We start from the raw sequence: 17,377 nt of genomic DNA, 5'->3' as shown, positions 1-17,377 counted from the left end.
GGATTTTATGCCGGTCCAAAGAGCTTAGCTCATAATTACCCATGATTTTCGTTACAGGCTAAACCTCATTACAATGAAAAAATCGATACAGTACGAAGGCTTACTAGAAAATATTGGACAATACGTTTCTTTAACTGAAGAGGAAACGGACAAATTGATTGCTATAATTAGAACTACCAAAATCAAAAAACGTCAATTCATTGACCAACCAAATTACGTCTGTCAATATCGTAATTATATTGTGGATGGAGCATTCCGGTCCTATTTCGTAGATGCCGAAGGAAAGGAGCATACAATCCAGATCGCAGTAGAGGATTGGTTTATAAGTGATTTTTGCAGTTACATTACCCAGACGCCTGCGACATTATTTGTTGAAGCTTTAGAAGATTCAACAATTTTTCAAATGGCTTATGATGACGTGGAAGGTCTTTGCAAAGAAATCCATGCCTTAAGCGAGTATTTTAGAATTAAAACTGAAATAGCATTCGCTTTTTCAAGAAAAAGGGCTTTATCCTATTTAAGTTTGACAGCAGAAGAGCGCTACTTGGAATTTTTTAATCGGTATCCAAATGTGGTGAACCGTGTTCCACAAAAAGTTATTGCTTCTTACTTAGGTTTTACACCCGAATTCCTTTCCAAAATAAGAAGAGAAATCGCCTCAAAAACTTAATCTAGTTCAACACAATTTCTTAATCCAGTTCATTTTTAAAGTTTGTGCGTCGAGACACCTTTGTAATGTCAATTTTGAATTCACATAAACAAACTAAAATGAAAACCGAAAGAGATTCCTATCAAGAAAACTTAAAAGTATTAAGTGAAAATTTAGGAACTATGCTCCCAAAACAAGCACTTGAAGTATTTGATAAAGATGCTAAGAGATTAGAAAAAAAGTATGATTCTATATTGAAAATACAAGTGGGTGACCAAGCTCCGGACTTTTCCCTTATGAATGCAACAAGCAGGACAGTGAGATTGTCAGAGTTGCTAAAAAATGGAAAGGTTGTCTTAACATTTTACAGAGGCTCTTGGTGTCCATACTGCAATTTACAGTTATCTCACTACCAGAAATCGATGGATGAGATTCATGAATTAGGTGCGGAATTAGTCGCAATCTCACCTCAAACTCCTGATGAGTCTTTAAATATCAAAGAGAAAAACGAACTCAATTTTGAAGTGTTAAGCGATAATGGAAATATTGTAGCAAGAAAATATACTACTGTATTTAGGAATGCAGATGCACCAGTAAATACTATGGCAGGGCTTGGATTGGATTTTGACTCCCACTATTCTGACGATTCAAGAGAATTGCCAATTCCTGCAGTATTTGTCATCGAAAAAGACTTTACAGTTTCTTTTGCAAAATCTTTAGGCGGAGATTAAAGACACCGTGTAGAAGTTTCTGAGATATTAAACCATCTGAAGTAAATTGAATTGATTTATTAAAGTAAGTGTGAATAACACTTACCTAAGTTGAAATTGAAAATGGGGATTTTTGCTTTAAGTAAATTCTGTAAGCATTTCTAGATTTACGGATTTGCAAAGAAGTATGTAAAAATCACCTTTTCAATTTTATCTGGATAAAATGGATTGAAGCTGATTTGGTCTTGGATGTGAAATAAATGGTAAATTCTATGCCGGGTTGTATACCTATTCCAAGGGCCCTATCAATTCAATAAAGATTCCATCAGGATCCTGTACCAACACAAAATGTAAGTTTTCATTTAATGGGGTAGGGGTACTTCCCAATAACTTCACTCCTTGTTCTTTTAATCGTTTAATCACAGGATTCAAGGCTTTAACGTTGATAGTGATGTACTGGACTCCTGTACCATCTTGGATATAGTCCGGTTTAGACTCAGTTTGCTTATTGCCAAAACTCATTAGCTTCCACTCATTCGCATTAGGGCTATTCTCCAATTTTAGGACGCTTACCTCAACAGCGACGCCGTTCGAAAGACCCGAACGTTTGGAAAATTCTTCATTGATGGTAAAGTTATATGCCTTTACCATTCCTATTCCATTTATATAGAAGTCTAAGGAACGATCAAGGTCAGATACCACCACACCCGAACCGATTAAGTTGCTGCTAAAATTAGACTGCGAGTAGGCAGTATAGTTGATTATCATTGCCGTGACTATACCAAAAATTTTTATCAGGTGTCTTTTCATGGATTTTATAATAATAGGTTGAGAAATTTTAATTGTTTCCAATTTAGCAATAAATAGAACCTACAGAGAAATATCGATCTATGATGAAAAATATCAAAAGATATAAATGATTTGGAGACCAATCCAGTTTGATTCCACAAGGACGAAGAAGGAATTGATACAGTTTTAACCATACGGAAGCCACTGGAGTTTAAAGGTCCATTTAAAATGACTATTCTAACTATTCGATTATTTAAATCTTCTCCGATGGTTGCTAAATCTGAAAACGGATAATTCTTTTCAAGACATACTATTCGTAAGAATCTTTAGCTTTATCACCCATTTCTATCTCCAAATACCCACCCGTAGTGATAGCTTTCAACGGAATAAAAGGTTCAACAATCTTTTGGTTATTTAGTGTGATTTTCTGGATGTATTTACCTGTAGATTTATCGGCTGTTTTCCTGATCACAAACTCTTTTCCATCGTAATATTTAGGATTTAAAGAGATGGTCACTTTATCAAACAGTGGTGAGGATAGTCCCATTTTTGCATCAGGTTCCGTCAGTCCTGCTACATCAAATAAACCGATAGCCCCTAGAACATACCATGCGCCCAACTGACCTTGGTCTTCGTCCTGCCCATAGCCATATCCATGAATCCCTTCCGTTCCATAAAATTTATTGCAAATTTCCTGAACCCACTTCTGTGTTAACGATGGTTTACCTGCGTAATTAAACATCCAGGCAACATGAAGGTTCGGTTGATTGCCCTGATTGTACATGCCTTCCAGCCCACTGAATGCGTCAATAGTCTTTCCACCGCCAAATTCTAAAGGTTCAGCTTTGATGAATATGCTGTCCAGTCTTGTGACAAACTCATCTTTGCCTATCGCATTGATCAACCCTTTGGCATCATGGGGAACATAAAATGTGTACTGATAGGAATTTCCCTCCTGAAATCCACGCCAAGCTTGGCTGGGAATAAAGTTTTCTACAAAATTACCATCTGCTAGTTTGGGTCTGATAAGTTTAAGTTGAGGATCAAATAGATGCTTCCATCCATTGGAAAGTTTGTTGAGTTTTTCATAATCATCGGTTTTTCCAATAGCCTTTGCAAATTGTCCTACAGCGTAGGAACTGAAGGAATATTCCAGAGTATGCGAGGCAGAAAACATCCATGAATCTTGGATCTCATCGTCGGATTCATCTATATGTGCTATATAGCCATTATTGACAAATCGATCTACATCAAGTTTTCCCGCACCTCGGGGTCTATTTTTTCCTTCCAGTTCATTTTTTAAAGCAGCAGCATAACCGAGCTCCACATCAAAATCCCTGATACCCTGAAGGTATGCACTTGCAATTACCAGACTCACAAAATTTGTCCCTACACCGGATACATATTTGCTATTGGCAATCCCGTCAGCCAGCCAATCGGAGTCCTTATATACCAGTAACTGGGAGTTAACAAATTCGGAAAGATACTCCGGATAGGCAATGGTCCAAACTTGTGTCAGATTCCAGAATGCACCCCATATTGCATCGGTATTGTAATGGTGATGGATTGACGATCCATCTTTGGCCAATGATATCTGTCCCACAGATCCATCGTTTTTTGGATAGGTCCCCGAGATATCACTTGCTAACCCTCTTCCTAGCAGGGCATGATACAGCCCAGTGTAAAACTTAGTTCTATCCTCTACTTTACCCCCCTCGACATTTATCCTGCTTAACATGGAGTTCCAGGTTTCCTGATTTAGTTTCTTTGCAGAATCGAAATCCAAACCCTCTGCTTCCCTTAGGTAATTTTCTTTTGCGGCATCAACGGATGTATAGGATAAGCCGATTTTTACTTCAATTGATTCATTTTCTTTGGTAGAGTAGGTGAAAAATGCACCGCTTGATGGTCCTTTAATTGTCCTTACGTCTTTTGTGATACTCTCTCCCTGAAACACCCCAATGTTCTGAGCCTGCTTGTTAGGCACCGCATAGAAATACATTCGGATATCAGCTCCAGCCTGATACTTTTCCACATAAACTGGTGCAGTAATTACATAACCTTCCACGGTTCCGTCAGAATTGATATTAACTTCTGCATCCTTCACTTTGCCACTCTCTCCCATCATATTTCCAATATCAAAAAGAATATGCGATTCTTCGTTTTTTGGAAATGTATAGCGATGGAATGCTACCCTTTCAGTAGCGGTAAGTTCTGCGGTAACACCATAGTCTTTTAATAGGACACTATAATAGCCTGCTTCGGCAATTTCATCTTTCCTGTCAAAACTTGAACGATATCCTGAGCTCGGTTCATCGGCTTTTCCAGGAATAGTCTGCAGCGTGCCGGTAGTTGCCATGAGAGCTACTCCGCCTACCTGAAACTCATGAAAATTTGGAAAATTCTCTATAGTACTATCCCTATAATCGTACCCAGTGGCCTCCCATCCGCTTTTATTTCCAAGGCTTCCGTTGGTAGAGGGTGAAGGCTTAGCCATTCCAAACGGCATGGCTCCGGGGGCAAAATGGAAATATCTTGCATGAGCAGTCCCAATAAGAGGATCAACCGATTTAATTGGTTCTTGGGCATTCACCTGCGTTATGAAAATGGCGAAAAGCAAAAAGTTTATCTGAATTAGTTTTTTCATATGACTTCGAAAATAGTTTTTTAAGCTGGTTGTGTCACTAATTTTAAATAAAGGTGGTTGGATGGCTCAGTAATATTTATTAAAGGGCATAAAATGCCTTATGTAAGATCCCTCTATAATTATTGGCCTTGTCAAAATTTTATTAAGCATATGCTTTGTTACTAAATGCTTATGATTTAAGTTTAAATGTTTAAACATATGAACATTTAACCTAAAATAAAAACCATGGAAAAAACTTTGTGTTAAAGAGAGGACACGGGAGCAGGAGGCGGAATGTCTCTGCCTCTAACAAAATGAAAGATAGGGAGCAGGTACCAGGAGAATTCATTAATTACTATGAATATGCAATTGAGATTGTAAACAACACCTTCCCGGGATTACATCGCAAATAATGTCTATGCATCCACTCCATAAACCAATCAATGATACTGCAGAGGAAATAGATTTTGTAGATGCGGTGGTGTAGGAAATTATTTCAATAGGAATATCAAAGCATTATACATGATTTTGTTTGCTCTGCAGCAGCTTCATAGCAATCCATCAATGACACAAAACCCAGAGTACGCTAACAATTAAAATTAGTTTTTAAATACCTAGGACGGATGTGATGCCCGTCCTTAAATGTCCAGCATTTGTTAAAAAAGGAAAAGTGAATGCTACTGCATTGCGCTTTTATAAAATCAAATCATGAATAGATTAAGCAATCAACCTCAGGTCCCATTACACAAACAAAAGAAAACTACAGATACCTACGATATATTTCCAGCTTTTCAGCTAGAGCCTAATAAGATTCAATCCGGGTATACAGGTCTTTTTGATAAGCTTAAAACAAGTAGGATAATCATTTTGGATGGGTATGTTGGTGTAGACTGGAGTGAAGTAGCGGCAGCAATCTCTGACTATTTTTCACAAATAGGTGTAGAATTTAACTTGATCAATTGTGCCTATTATTATAAGAAGGTTGATGAGCTCGAGAAGCTTACAGCCCCTTTCTTAGGAAATGAAGACCCAGTGTTTGGTAAGAAAACGGATCTTTGTATCAAGGATTATTTCCAATCGGATTTCTTATCCGAATTTGATTCGCTTCCTCAGGCAACTACTATTATTTACGGTTGCGGAGCGTCATTGTGCGGAATCGATGGAAGCTTGGTCTATTTTGATCTTCCCAAAAACGAGCTTCAGTACAGAATGCGTGCTGGATCAGTGACTAATTTGGCCATTGATGAATTAAAAAATCCAAAGCAGGCTTACAAGCATTTTTTCTTTGTGGATTGGGTGGTCTGCAACAAAGAGAAGAAAAGGTTATTACCCTATGTCGATTTCATTGTTGACCAGCAAAGATCAGCTAGTCCTACATGGATGAGTGGAGATGTATTCAGAGCAGGTTTGGATGCCATGTCTGAATCTTATTTCCGCGTGAGACCCTGGTTTGAGCCCGGGGTATGGGGAGGGCAATGGCTGTCTAAAAATATCCCCGGTCTTCCACTGAACGAACCTAATTATGCATGGTCCTTTGAAATGATAGTCCCGGAAAACGGCTTGATTTTTTCTTCTTCGGATATTTTGTTGGAAGTGTCTTTCGATTGGATAATGTATAGGGCAGGAGAGAAGGTTTTGGGCAAGGCATATAGGCGATTTGGGGATGATTTTCCGATCAGATTTGATTTCTTGGACACCTTTGACGGGGGCAATCTTTCCGTGCAGTGTCATCCCACCACGGACTATGCAAGAGAACATTTTGGAGAGGATTTCACACAGGATGAAACTTATTACATTATGGATACCAAACCTGAATCCCACATTTACCTTGGGTTTCAGGAAGATATTGACCCAGAAGAATTTAGACAGGAATTGGAAAACTCCATTGCCTCCAAATCCACTATTAACGTGGAGCGGTTTGTGCAAAGGCTGCCGGCTGAAAAGCATGGCTTATACCTGATACCAAATGGAACCATTCATTGCTCAGGAACCGATAATTTGGTTTTGGAAATCAGTGCTACCCCCTACATCTATACATTTAAAATCTACGATTGGCAGCGGTTGGATCTGAACGGGGAACCCAGACCATTGAATGTGGACCTTGCCTTCGAGAATCTTGATTTCTCCAGAAAAGGTCAGGTTGTTCAAGATACCTTGATCTCAAAGCCAGAGGTGATGGGCAGTGGGGACGATTGGGAAAAAATCCTACTTCCCACTCACCCTGAACATTTTTATGAGGTGATTCGGTATGAGTTCGATTCTGAAGTTACCATCCCTACGGCAGGACAATGTCACTTATTGATGTTGGTAGAAGGAGAAAGCCTTGAAATGAACACTTCCGCTGGTATAACTAATAAATTCCATTTTGCGGAGACTTTCGCCGTTCCGGCAGCCACAGAGAGTTATAGTCTGAAAAACTTGGGGTCAAAACGGGTAAAAGTTGTGATTTCATATGTTAAGGATTTGGCCTGCTAACCTCAAATAATGGAAGTACATACGATAAAAATCAGACTCAGCGATATAATAAAAAGACTTCAGAGCAAAAACGCTTTACTTTTTCTTCTTGTGGACAGTGTATTAACCACAGCTTTACAGGAACAGATCATGAGTGGTTCAATAAAGAATGAATCCTGAGGATCGGGAACGTTCAATGGAAACGGAAGAGTATTGGTGGATGCTATTGATGCTTTGAAACAGACTGCTAAGGAAAAAATGAGCACAGTTCTAAGTAAAGATTTTCAACAATTACAAGTTGGTTTAATATGATACAGGTAGGAGTGGATATAGGAGGAAGTCATATTGCGGCATGTTTATATGACAGCATGGATAAGGAGCTGATTTTAGATTCTAGAAGTACACTTCACGTAGATCCCAATTGGGAGGCTCGCAGAGTATTGGATACCTGGTCTGCTGCAATTAGCAATACCATTTCTTTTTCACAGCATAAGGTGACCGGGGTGGGAATAGCCATTCCGGGACCTTTTGACTATTACGAAGGGATTAGCAGGATTACAGGAGTCAATAAGTATGAATGTTTATATGGCATGAATATCAAAAATGAACTCGCTAGCCGGCTGAGTATGCCCGCTTCCCAGGTAAGATTTATCAATGATGCATCCGCTTTTGCCATCGCTGTCTCTACCATTGGCAAAGCTAAGCCTTTTAGAAGATGTCTTGCTATCACGTTAGGGACGGGATTGGGAGCTTCGTTTATAGTTCATCGAAAGCCGGTTTTTTCAGATCCGCTTGTGCCTAAAAGCGGCTTTCTTTATGATCAATTGGTAGAAGGGGTAATGGCTGATGACTTATTCTCCACACGGGGACTGATACATCTTTATTATATAGTGAGCGGAAAGCGGGCATCCAATGCGCTGGAAATATTTCAAGCCGCAAAAAAAGATCCTTTAGCGAGGAAAACTTTTCAGTTGTTTGGCCAGAAACTGGGTAAATTTTTATCTCCGTTTATTGAGAAATTCGGGGCAGAAGTATTGGTTTTAGGAGGTAATATCTCCAATGCCTTTGAATATTTCAAAGATCAGCTGATAGCTGAACTGCCGATAAATGAAGTTCACCAGTCCGGTTTGATGGATAATGCAGCATTGATCGGAGGTGCATTATTGGTAGACGATTCATACTACCAGGAATTGTCAGATGTAATCAAGGAAATGTAATGCAGCAGAAAAAAGTCATGATAAACTATAAAACTATCGCCCCTATTCTCTTGAGCTATATCGTGATGGGTTTTGTGGATATCGTGGGAGTTTCCACGGGGTTTGTCCAGAAGGATTTTAACCTGACACCCACCTTGGCACAGCTGATTCCTTCGATGGTCTTTATATGGTTTTTTATACTATCGATTCCCGTAAGTCTGCTACAGAATAAGATCGGGAAAAAGAAAGTCCTTCTGATTGGTATTGCTGCAACTGCTCTGGGGATGTTTACGCCTTTTGTCAACTATACTTATCCCGTATTTCTGTTTTCTTTTGTGTTGCTTGGAATAGGAAATACCTTCATTCAGGTATCGTCAAATCCTCTGTTGAGGGAAGTGGTGGCTGGGGAAAAATACCCGAGCCTTTTAAGTATCTCGCAATTTGTGAAAGCGATCAGTTCTTTATTGGGGCCGCTTATTGTGGCATTTATGGTGTCATACACAGGGGATTGGAAGAATGTGTTTCTTACCTACGGTCTGATATCCATTTTGACAGCAGCATTGCTGAGCAAGACTGTAATAAATGAAAAGTTTAAGGCAGAAGCCACCAGTTTCAGTAAGTGTTTTGCATTGCTTGGCGATCCTTTGATCGCGTTTATAGTGCTATCGATTTTTCTTACCGTAGGTATAGATGTTGGGATGAATACCAATATTCAAGGATTGCTTATTTCCAACCATGGTTTAAGCCTTGAAGATTCTTCTTTAGGGATTAGCCTGTACTTTTTCTCCTTGATGGTGAGCAGGTTTTTAGGAGCAATTGTCCTTAACAAAGTGAGCCATCTGAAATTTCTGAAGTGGTCCAGTCTGCTTACGGTTTTGTTTTTTCTGGGATTGGTTTTCTCCTCCAGCCTGTTTGTCACTTTGACAACTATTGTTTTGGTTGGATTTGCCTCTGCCAATTTGTTTCCTTTGATATTTGCTTTGACCATCAATAAAAGACCCACGAGAAGTAATGAAATTTCCGGTCTCATGACCATGGCAATCATCGGTGGGGCAGTTATTCCATTAGTTATGGGATTGGTCCAGAAGAACTTTACAGTTAATGCAGGATTTGTTGTCTTGATTGTCTCTGCAATCCTGATTTCCTTTGCTTATAAAGTATTGGGAAGATCTGATTCTTCTTTATAGCTGGATAATATTTTTGTAATTTTCTAATAAGACGGTTCGTCATTCAATTTTCCAAAATACTTAGTGCTTTAGGAGTTCAAAGAGTATGGAAAATAATTTGACTTTTGGTTTCTAACTAGCGATTTTGATGTTAAGAGCACAGCGTAATTAACCGTAATATTGTGTCTTGGAAGAAGTGTTAGGCAATCGCTGACATATAGTTTGTTTATTCTTGCGTTGAATAATTATTAAACTGAATCATGCAGATTAAAGATTTTAGAATAGATCTCAAAAGTTCTATTCCTTACCATGTTCAGGTAGAAAAATACCTAAGAGAACTCATACGAATAAAGGAATATGCTTCCGGTGAATCCTTTTTGCCCAAGGAAGAAAGTCTGGCTAAACGGTTTGGAATCTCCAGAAACACGGTGCGACAAGCTATTGACAAGCTAGTTCAGGAAGGTCTTGTAGAAAGGAAGAGGGGAGTAGGTTCTAAAGTCGTCAGTCAAAATATCTCAACGAGGTTGGATCAGTGGATTTCATTTACCAAGGAAATGAAGGACAAGGGTATTGAGGTAGTGGAATACTCAGTTAAGGTCGGATTTGAACTGCCGAATGAGGGAACTTCCAAAGCACTGAATATTTCTCTTGATACCGAAGTCTGTTGTATGCAAAGAGTTAGGGGAGCCAAGGATGCCAAGTACCTGTATAGTATTTCATTTTTTCATCCCAGGATAGGTCTGACTGGCAAGGAAGACTTCTATCAGCCCCTTTATGAAATGCTTGAGCGGGAATTTCATATCGTGGTGGCCACATCCAAGGAAAGGCTTAAAGCAGTGGCCGCATCTAGTGCTATTGCAAAGTCATTGAATATAAAAAAAGGTGATCCTGTGTTGAAACGGGAGCGTATAGTTTTGGATCAAGGGGAAAAACCTGTAGAGTATAATCTGGTATATTATGCTACGGATTTTTTCTCTTATGATATTGATTTAAAACGTGAGTTTTAATTTTTTCTAGTTCACTAACTTCTATTAGTCGCTTTTAAAGATGCTGATGATGGACTATTGTTTTGGATGGAGCACATCCAAGCGAAGGAATGATGCAAATGCCATTGATTTCTACTCCGGGTACATTTAGCAAACTAATGGATGCCAATATGCCTTATGCCTGTTGGATTGGATTCAATCAGGTGATGGAACTTCCAGAGCAATTATTGGTGCCATATGTAGCAACAAATATTCAGGTAGAAGGTATATTGGACAGTGGTCATTATTTGTTTGAAGAGAAACGCGAACAGGTACTTAAACTAGTATTCCCTTTTTAGCTCAAAACCAATAAATCAAAAATGGAGAAAATAATCTTAGTTGCGGGAGCAACAGGTAATTTGGGGAATCGGATTTCCCGGGAACTTATTAAAAAGGGAGCTCACGTAAGAGCTATCGTACGTACTTCTACGGATTCTGTAAAAATGGAATCTCTCAAGGCAATTGGAGTTGAGATTGTAATCATTGACATGAGCGATAGTGATGCAATTGCAAATGGTTGTGAAGGGGTGACTTGTGTAGTATCTGCAGTTGCAGGTTTGGGTGATGTAATCATTGATTTGCAGAAACAAATTTTAGCTGGGGCATTAAAGGCCGGTGTGCCTCGATTTATTCCTTCTGACTTTTGTACTGATTATACCCAATTGATACCTGGCGAGAACAGAAATTTTGATTTACGTAGAGCCTTCAGAAAACATATTGATACTACCTCAATTCAAGTAACTTCTATTTTTAATGGGTGCTTTCCTGATATCTTGATGTACAACACTCCTATTCTAAATGTGAAGGAGAAAAGTATTGGCTACTGGGGAGACAAGTTGAACTGGAAGTTGGATTTTACCACCATGGATGATACAGCTGCGTTTACAGCAGAAGTTGCATTGGACGATGCTGCACCCAGAAATTTGCAAATTGCTAGTTTTCAGATTAGCCCAGCAAAGATTTTCGAGGAGGTGAAGGAGTTGAGTGGAGAAGAATATAAAATTAATCAACTGAGTAGTCTGGATAATTTTGCTGCATACATTAAAAAGCAAAGAACGGAAGACCCTGCAGGGGAAAATGAGCTGTATGCCAAATTTCAACAAGGACAATACATGTATTCCATGTTCACGACCCAGCATACCGATTTGGCAAATAACTGCTATCAAGGGCTCAGCTGGACGTCTAGTTTAGCCTATCTATCGAGGTTTGTAAAATAGGTTTTAGCGCAAACTACTATTGGCAAAATACCCAGGAGCTTATTTTAGGGTAATATTGGAATCATCAAACTTCATTCACTTCTAAAAAAATTTTTTAGGAGATATATTTAGTTCTGATTTCTAAGGAGTTTTATACACGGTTAAGATTTGAAATTTTATTTAAGTTTTAAATCTTAACCGTGTTTTAAGAGAAAAATTTAGCCAAAAGGCTCGACCTTGATCAAAGCACTTTTCAAAAATATTGCTCATCACCTGATGATTGATGCAGTAAAGAATTGATTGATTTTTTATAATGTTGAGATACAATGCTCTTCCCTGATCCGATTGTGAAATAGATCAATGCTGGCATTCTTTTAGTAATTACTATTCCAGTTGAGATTATTAACTATATAAAAAAATATGAATACACTAGGGCCGATAGTTATAATTGAAGACGACATTGACGATCAGAATTTTTTTCAAGAAGCGTTCAAATCCTTGAATTATCCAAATGATGTTATTTTTTTTTGGGACGGGGAGACAGCCATTAAATATTTGACTGAAACCGAAGTCGAGCCATTTATTATTTTCTCTGATATCAATATGCCTATACTAAATGGGATTGAATTAAGGGAAAAAATTCATCAGAATGATCAACTTCGGTTGAAGTCACTACCATTTTTATTTTTTTCTACAAGTGCAGATCAGAGACATGTGGTTGATGCCTATTCCAAATCTGTACAAGGTTATTTTATAAAACCATCAAGTTTTCCAGATTTAAAGGAGACATTGAAAGTCATTTTGGAATATTGGTTGAAATGTGTTTCACCAAATTATCTCAAATAACAGTCGTGAGTGTTTACACTTGATCATCAGCACTTCATTTTGTAACCATGCGACCACCACTTTGGAAAATGCCTATAATCTGGTCATTCCGTGACTATTGGGAGTTCCCACGCATTTTTATTTAGGTTGGTAGCTATTCATTATCGTTCTCTAAATCATCTTTTGATTTCCAAAACAAGTTAGCTTTCGCCAGGGCGGATGATGCCTTGACACAGGTATTATTGTTCGTGGCATAGTGTTTTCCTAGTATTCACTTCTTCCTTATATTTTAATTGCATTTACCTATGCCTGCTATCAACTTTACAATTAACAATCAACCCTATAAACTTGACGTTTTGCCGTGGGTTTCCCTACTGGATGCTTTGCGTGAGAGGCTACATCTAACTGGTACCAAAAAAGGCTGTGACCACGGACAATGTGGAGCTTGCACGGTGCTTTGTGATGGTAAAAGGATTCTCAGCTGCATGACCTTGGCCGTGATGAAGGATAATTCCTCCATTACTACCATTGAAGGAATTTCAGATGGAGAAAAATTACACCCACTCCAAGAGGCTTTTATAGAGCACGATGCTTTCCAATGTGGCTATTGCACCCCTGGTCAGATATGCAGTGCCATAGGGATGATCAATGAAGGAAAGGCAAAAACCCGAGAGGAAGTGAAAGAATTGATGAGTGGCAATCTTTGTCGCTGCGGCGCAAACATGGGAATCATTGATGCAATTATGGAAGTAAAAGACGGAAAGGGCCATGAATAAATTTGATTACATACAAGCAAAGAGCGTTGAGGATGCAGTAAAAAGGGTTTCTGAAGGCAAGAATTCGATTTTCGTGGCAGGGGGAACAAACCTTATCGATCTGTTTAAATACAATCTTACCCATCCGGAATTGCTGGTGGATTTAAACAAGATCCACGAGCATCACGAGATTATTGAAAAAGAAGATGGGGGAATAGAGATAGGAGCGTTTGTGACCAATGCTGACACAGCATATAATCCGATTATCGAAAAGCGATATCCATTGCTTTCCAAAGCCATATTGGCTGGAGCTTCCGCCCAGATTCGGAATATGGCTACTAATGGGGGAAACTTGTTGCAGCGAACCCGCTGCTATTATTTTTACGATGAACATGCACCTTGCAACAAGCGTAATCCAGGTTCGGGTTGTTCTGCAATAGAGGGTTACAACCGCATACATGCCATCTTGGGAGGGAGTGAAAGCTGTATTGCCGTTTTTCCTTCCGATATGTGCGTGGCATTGGCTGCACTGGATGCTACAGTAAATATTTCCGGAAAAGATGGAGCAAGAAGCTTAGCTTTTGCAGATTTTCACCGACTTCCGTATGACTCCCCAGAGCGGGACAACAATCTTCAGCACGGGGAAATTATTACATCCATAAACTTGCCTAAAAAGGGCTTCCCGGAAAATTTTTCATACCTGAAACTTAGAGATCGTCATTCCTATGCTTTTGCCTTGGTGTCAGTGGCTACAGGATTGGATTTGGATGGCGGCATTATAGCTGAAGCGAGAATTGCCCTTGGCGGGGTAGCCCATAAGCCATGGCGCTTGAAGGAGGCAGAAGAATTTCTGAAGGGCAAAACTGCTGATGTAGATAGTTTCCAATCGGCTGCAGAAATCATTTTAGATGGAGCTCAGGGCTTCAAACACAACCGTTTCAAAATAGAATTGGCGAAGAAAGCCATCGTCCGAAACTGTATGATGGCTTTGAATCCTGAGTCCCAGAGGCCAGGAGCCAAACCCTCCTTATGAATTATCAATAATCCATCAATCCAAAACTTAAACAGCATTATATGTCAGCATCAGTAGGAAAAGCAATTAATCGGCTGGAAGGACGAATGAAAGTAACAGGCTCGGCAAAATTTGCGGCTGAGCATCATGCGGAGAACTTACTTTATGGATATGTGATCAACAGCTCTATCACCAAGGGTAAAATCACCTCGGTGGACACCTCGGCAGCTAAGGCGCTGGATGGGGTGGAGGAGATATTTACACATGAAAATCGGCCTAAACTAGCTTGGTTTGACATAAAATATGCGGATATGGATGCGCCTCCTGGTTCTGTATTCAAACCTTTGGATTCTGCTGAGATCAAGTACAATGGTCAGCCAATTGCGCTGGTGGTGGCGCAGGATTTCGAAACAGCTCGCTATGCAGCCACATTGGTGAAGTTTGAATATGAAGAAGAAGTTTTTGAAACCTGTTTGGAAACAAATCTTGAAAATGCAAGGAAGCCTAAAAAAGGATTGGCGACTGCTTTAAAGCCGCCTCCGCCAAGCCCTACGGGAAATTTTGAGCAAGCTTATTCCGAATCTCCTTTTAAGGTAGCCTCAAAATACTGGCATGGAACGGAGCACCACAATTCCATGGAACTTTTTGCCACCACCACGATATATGAAGGTGATGGTAAACTCACTATCTATGACAAGACTCAGGGGACTATCAACAGTCAGGTTTACGTAGCGAATATTTTTGGGCTGAAATATAAGAATGTGCGAGTTCTAGCACCCTTTGTAGGTGGGGGATTTGGCTCTGGACTGCGCCCACAGTATCAGTTATTTCTCTGCGTCATGGCTTCTTTGGAGCTGAAAAGAAACGTGAGACTAACGCTTGATCGAAAGCAGATGTTTTCCTTCGGGCATAGGCCGCAGACCTATCAGTCGGTGCGTTTCAGTGCGGATGCAGAAGGGAAATTAACGGCAATGAATCACTCGGCTATAGGGGAAACCTCCCAGTTTGAGGATTATACAGAAGTTTTGGTGACATGGAGCCATATGCTATACCCCGCAGAGAACACTTTATTTGAGTACAAACTATCGCCGCTGGATTTGTACACTCCGCTGGATATGCGTGCCCCTGGCGGATGCACAGGCATGCATGCGATTGAGTGCGCTATGGACGAACTGGCCTATAAACTAAAAATGGATCCGCTGGATCTTCGTCTGAAGAACTACAGTGAGATAGATCCATCCTCACAAAAGCCCTATACCAGCAAGGAACTGAAGCAATGCTATCTCAAAGCCGCCAAAAAATTCGGTTGGGATAAGAGAGACCCGCAGCCAGGCAGTATGCAGCGGGGAAATAAATTAGTAGGATATGGAATGGCAACTGGAATATGGGATGCCTTTCAGTTTCCTGCCCGAGTTGAAGCAATAATTGACCAAAATGGAAAACTGCTAGTCAATAACGCTGTGACAGATATAGGTACTGGGAGCTTTACAGTAATGACACAGATCGCTGCCGATGAGTTGGGCTTGGCCATGGAAGATGTGGAGTTTGGATATGGAGATAGCAAAAAGCCTTTTTCCATGTTTCAGGGAGGTTCTGCAGCTACAGCATCCACTGGTAACGCTATTGTAGTTGCTGTGAAAGAATTGAAAAAGAAGCTATTCAAGAAAGCTCAAAGCATGAAGGATTCTCCATTTAAGGGAGTCAAAGATGAAGACGTTATTTTCAAGGACGGCTACATATGCATGATCAATGATTCGACAGCATTAGTTTCATTTAAAGATATTGTAGCATCGAATAAAGGAAAGGTGATCAAAACCACACAAATGGGAAAACCACACCTTTTGAAACTTAGAAAGTACAGCAAAGCCACCCACAGTGCATCCTTTGTTGAAGTGGAAGTGGACAAGGATCTGAAAACTATCACTGTCACCCGGGCGGTTACTGCGGTGGCTGCAGGTAAAATCATCAATCCTAAAACAGCAAGAAGCCAAATCCTAGGTTCCATGATCTGGGGCATTAGTAAAGCGCTGTATGAGGAAACCATCCTAGACGAAAAGCTTGGCAAATATATGAACCAGAATCTCGCTGAATACCATATTCCAGTGCATGCAGATATCAATGAGCTCGATGTCATTTTCGCGGATGAAAACGATGAGGCTATCAATGAATTGGGTATTAAAGGCGTAGGTGAAGTGGGAATGGTAGCCATACCTGCAGCTATCACAAATGCAATCTATCATGCTACCGGCAAGCGCGTAAATAAATTGCCCATTCATTTCGATGAGTTATTAGGATGAACCTAAAATAGGATAAACAAATTTGATTTGTTTATCCTATTTATTCAATTTAGCCTGATCCAGTCAAAAGAATTAAGAGACTGCGGCCAAAAACTAGGCTTTTTTATAGTGAATTGGGTAAACGACTTTGGACTTTATCGCTTATGCATAATTAGGTTGACACATCTCCGCCACCATTCTTGTCTCACGAACGGCTGAAAATCAGTATTTCCACAGGTAAAAACCAAAATTATTCCCATTTCCATCTTGCTGTCAAAACGCCGCATCTCGGTTGAACAATATCGGTCTAGGGCTGGTAATCCATTATACTTTAATTAATAGGGTTGGAACCCTAGGCTTCCCACATTGCATACCTACGACATGCTCTCAAAATCCCAGATCTCTTTCCATTTAAATTCTTAACTACCTCATTTTAAATTTGATATAACTAACAACCAGTAACTAACAACTAGTACTTAGACTCCAGCCACATTGAGCGAAGCCGAAAAGATTATAAGGTTGCTAATGTCTTTTGAAACTACTCCCGAAAAAATAAAAGAAGCAGAACAGTTTACCATTTCGGCGGCCAAGGCAAAAGGCAACCAAAATATCAATCTTGTTTGAGTGAAAAACCAGTTTGGTCACATATCAATAATGTTTATAGTAGATTACTAAGCAGTTGAATTAGTTAAATCTTT

At 39.7% G+C, this 17,377-nt stretch carries 14 protein-coding genes; 12 read left to right on the top strand and 2 right to left on the bottom strand.

Annotation, left to right across the window (positions count from 1 at the left end):
• Positions 1-73 precede the first annotated feature (73 nt).
• Together AACZ73_RS21330 and AACZ73_RS21325 are read left to right on the top strand one after the other, a co-directional pair.
• Positions 74-670 carry a Crp/Fnr family transcriptional regulator gene (locus tag AACZ73_RS21330; protein ID WP_339880880.1) on the top strand — a complete coding sequence of 199 codons (597 nt, stop codon included), beginning with the start codon at positions 74-76 and terminating at the stop codon, positions 668-670.
• A 98-nt stretch (positions 671-768) separates the two neighbouring features.
• A complete protein-coding gene (locus AACZ73_RS21325) occupies positions 769-1,380 on the top strand; it encodes a peroxiredoxin-like family protein (RefSeq protein WP_339880879.1) in 612 nt (203 codons plus the stop codon).
• 267 nt (positions 1,381-1,647) lie between these two features.
• On the opposite strand, the gene AACZ73_RS21320 is transcribed toward AACZ73_RS21325, so the two are convergent.
• A complete protein-coding gene (locus AACZ73_RS21320; RefSeq protein WP_339880878.1) occupies positions 1,648-2,169 on the bottom strand; it encodes a VOC family protein in 522 nt (173 codons plus the stop codon).
• A gap of 289 nt (positions 2,170-2,458) precedes the next feature.
• Positions 2,459-4,795: a GH92 family glycosyl hydrolase gene (locus AACZ73_RS21315; RefSeq protein WP_339880876.1), complete on the bottom strand. Its 2,337-nt coding sequence runs from the start codon at positions 4,793-4,795 to the stop codon at positions 2,459-2,461.
• A gap of 687 nt (positions 4,796-5,482) precedes the next feature.
• Between AACZ73_RS21315 and AACZ73_RS21310 the strand changes: the two genes are divergently transcribed.
• The 10 genes from AACZ73_RS21310 (at position 5,483) to AACZ73_RS21265 (ending at position 16,700) form a co-directional block, all read left to right on the top strand.
• On the top strand, positions 5,483-7,249 hold the full coding sequence (locus AACZ73_RS21310; RefSeq protein WP_339880874.1) for a class I mannose-6-phosphate isomerase: 1,767 nt from the start codon (positions 5,483-5,485) through the stop codon (positions 7,247-7,249).
• Between the two features lie 287 nt (positions 7,250-7,536).
• Positions 7,537-8,445, top strand: a complete 909-nt coding sequence (locus AACZ73_RS21305) for an ROK family protein (protein ID WP_339880872.1) — start codon at positions 7,537-7,539, stop codon at positions 8,443-8,445.
• Positions 8,445-9,611, top strand: coding sequence for an MFS transporter (locus AACZ73_RS21300; protein ID WP_339880871.1), 1,167 nt, complete (start codon positions 8,445-8,447; stop codon positions 9,609-9,611). The genes AACZ73_RS21305 and AACZ73_RS21300 overlap by 1 nt, the downstream gene beginning before the upstream one ends.
• Before the next feature lie 239 nt (positions 9,612-9,850).
• On the top strand, positions 9,851-10,597 hold the full coding sequence (locus tag AACZ73_RS21295) for a GntR family transcriptional regulator (RefSeq protein ID WP_339880870.1): 747 nt from the start codon (positions 9,851-9,853) through the stop codon (positions 10,595-10,597).
• A 62-nt stretch (positions 10,598-10,659) separates the two neighbouring features.
• Positions 10,660-10,914, top strand: coding sequence for a hypothetical protein (locus tag AACZ73_RS21290; protein WP_339880869.1), 255 nt, complete (start codon positions 10,660-10,662; stop codon positions 10,912-10,914).
• A 21-nt stretch (positions 10,915-10,935) separates the two neighbouring features.
• Positions 10,936-11,832, top strand: a complete 897-nt coding sequence (locus tag AACZ73_RS21285) for an NmrA family NAD(P)-binding protein (protein WP_339880867.1) — start codon at positions 10,936-10,938, stop codon at positions 11,830-11,832.
• Positions 11,833-12,231: 399 nt separating this feature from the next.
• Complete coding sequence (locus AACZ73_RS21280) at positions 12,232-12,657, top strand: response regulator (RefSeq protein ID WP_339880865.1); 426 nt, start codon at positions 12,232-12,234, stop codon at positions 12,655-12,657.
• A gap of 284 nt (positions 12,658-12,941) precedes the next feature.
• Positions 12,942-13,412: a (2Fe-2S)-binding protein gene (locus AACZ73_RS21275; protein WP_339880863.1), complete on the top strand. Its 471-nt coding sequence runs from the start codon at positions 12,942-12,944 to the stop codon at positions 13,410-13,412.
• A complete protein-coding gene (locus tag AACZ73_RS21270) occupies positions 13,405-14,424 on the top strand; it encodes a xanthine dehydrogenase family protein subunit M (protein ID WP_339880862.1) in 1,020 nt (339 codons plus the stop codon). The genes AACZ73_RS21275 and AACZ73_RS21270 overlap by 8 nt, the downstream gene beginning before the upstream one ends.
• A gap of 41 nt (positions 14,425-14,465) precedes the next feature.
• Complete coding sequence (locus tag AACZ73_RS21265; RefSeq protein WP_339880860.1) at positions 14,466-16,700, top strand: xanthine dehydrogenase family protein molybdopterin-binding subunit; 2,235 nt, start codon at positions 14,466-14,468, stop codon at positions 16,698-16,700.
• Positions 16,701-17,377 lie beyond the last annotated feature (677 nt).

The sequence above is a fragment of the uncultured Algoriphagus sp. genome (assembly GCF_963974835.1).
Lineage (GTDB): Bacteria > Bacteroidota > Bacteroidia > Cytophagales > Cyclobacteriaceae > Algoriphagus.
This window is presented reverse-complemented; position numbering and strand designations above follow the sequence as displayed.

Bases quoted from the DNA above. Each gene is read 5' to 3' on its own strand.
- AACZ73_RS21330 (WP_339880880.1), top strand. From the start codon at position 74: ATGAAAAAATCGATACAGTACGAAGGCTTACTAGAAAATATTGGACAA.
- AACZ73_RS21325 (WP_339880879.1), top strand. From the start codon at position 769: ATGAAAACCGAAAGAGATTCCTATCAAGAAAACTTAAAAGTATTAAGT.
- AACZ73_RS21320 (WP_339880878.1), bottom strand. From the start codon at position 2,169: ATGAAAAGACACCTGATAAAAATTTTTGGTATAGTCACGGCAATGATA.
- AACZ73_RS21315 (WP_339880876.1), bottom strand. From the start codon at position 4,795: ATGAAAAAACTAATTCAGATAAACTTTTTGCTTTTCGCCATTTTCATA.
- AACZ73_RS21310 (WP_339880874.1), top strand. From the start codon at position 5,483: ATGAATAGATTAAGCAATCAACCTCAGGTCCCATTACACAAACAAAAG.
- AACZ73_RS21305 (WP_339880872.1), top strand. From the start codon at position 7,537: ATGATACAGGTAGGAGTGGATATAGGAGGAAGTCATATTGCGGCATGT.
- AACZ73_RS21300 (WP_339880871.1), top strand. From the start codon at position 8,445: ATGCAGCAGAAAAAAGTCATGATAAACTATAAAACTATCGCCCCTATT.
- AACZ73_RS21295 (WP_339880870.1), top strand. From the start codon at position 9,851: ATGCAGATTAAAGATTTTAGAATAGATCTCAAAAGTTCTATTCCTTAC.
- AACZ73_RS21285 (WP_339880867.1), top strand. From the start codon at position 10,936: ATGGAGAAAATAATCTTAGTTGCGGGAGCAACAGGTAATTTGGGGAAT.
- AACZ73_RS21280 (WP_339880865.1), top strand. From the start codon at position 12,232: ATGAATACACTAGGGCCGATAGTTATAATTGAAGACGACATTGACGAT.
- AACZ73_RS21275 (WP_339880863.1), top strand. From the start codon at position 12,942: ATGCCTGCTATCAACTTTACAATTAACAATCAACCCTATAAACTTGAC.
- AACZ73_RS21270 (WP_339880862.1), top strand. From the start codon at position 13,405: ATGAATAAATTTGATTACATACAAGCAAAGAGCGTTGAGGATGCAGTA.
- AACZ73_RS21265 (WP_339880860.1), top strand. From the start codon at position 14,466: ATGTCAGCATCAGTAGGAAAAGCAATTAATCGGCTGGAAGGACGAATG.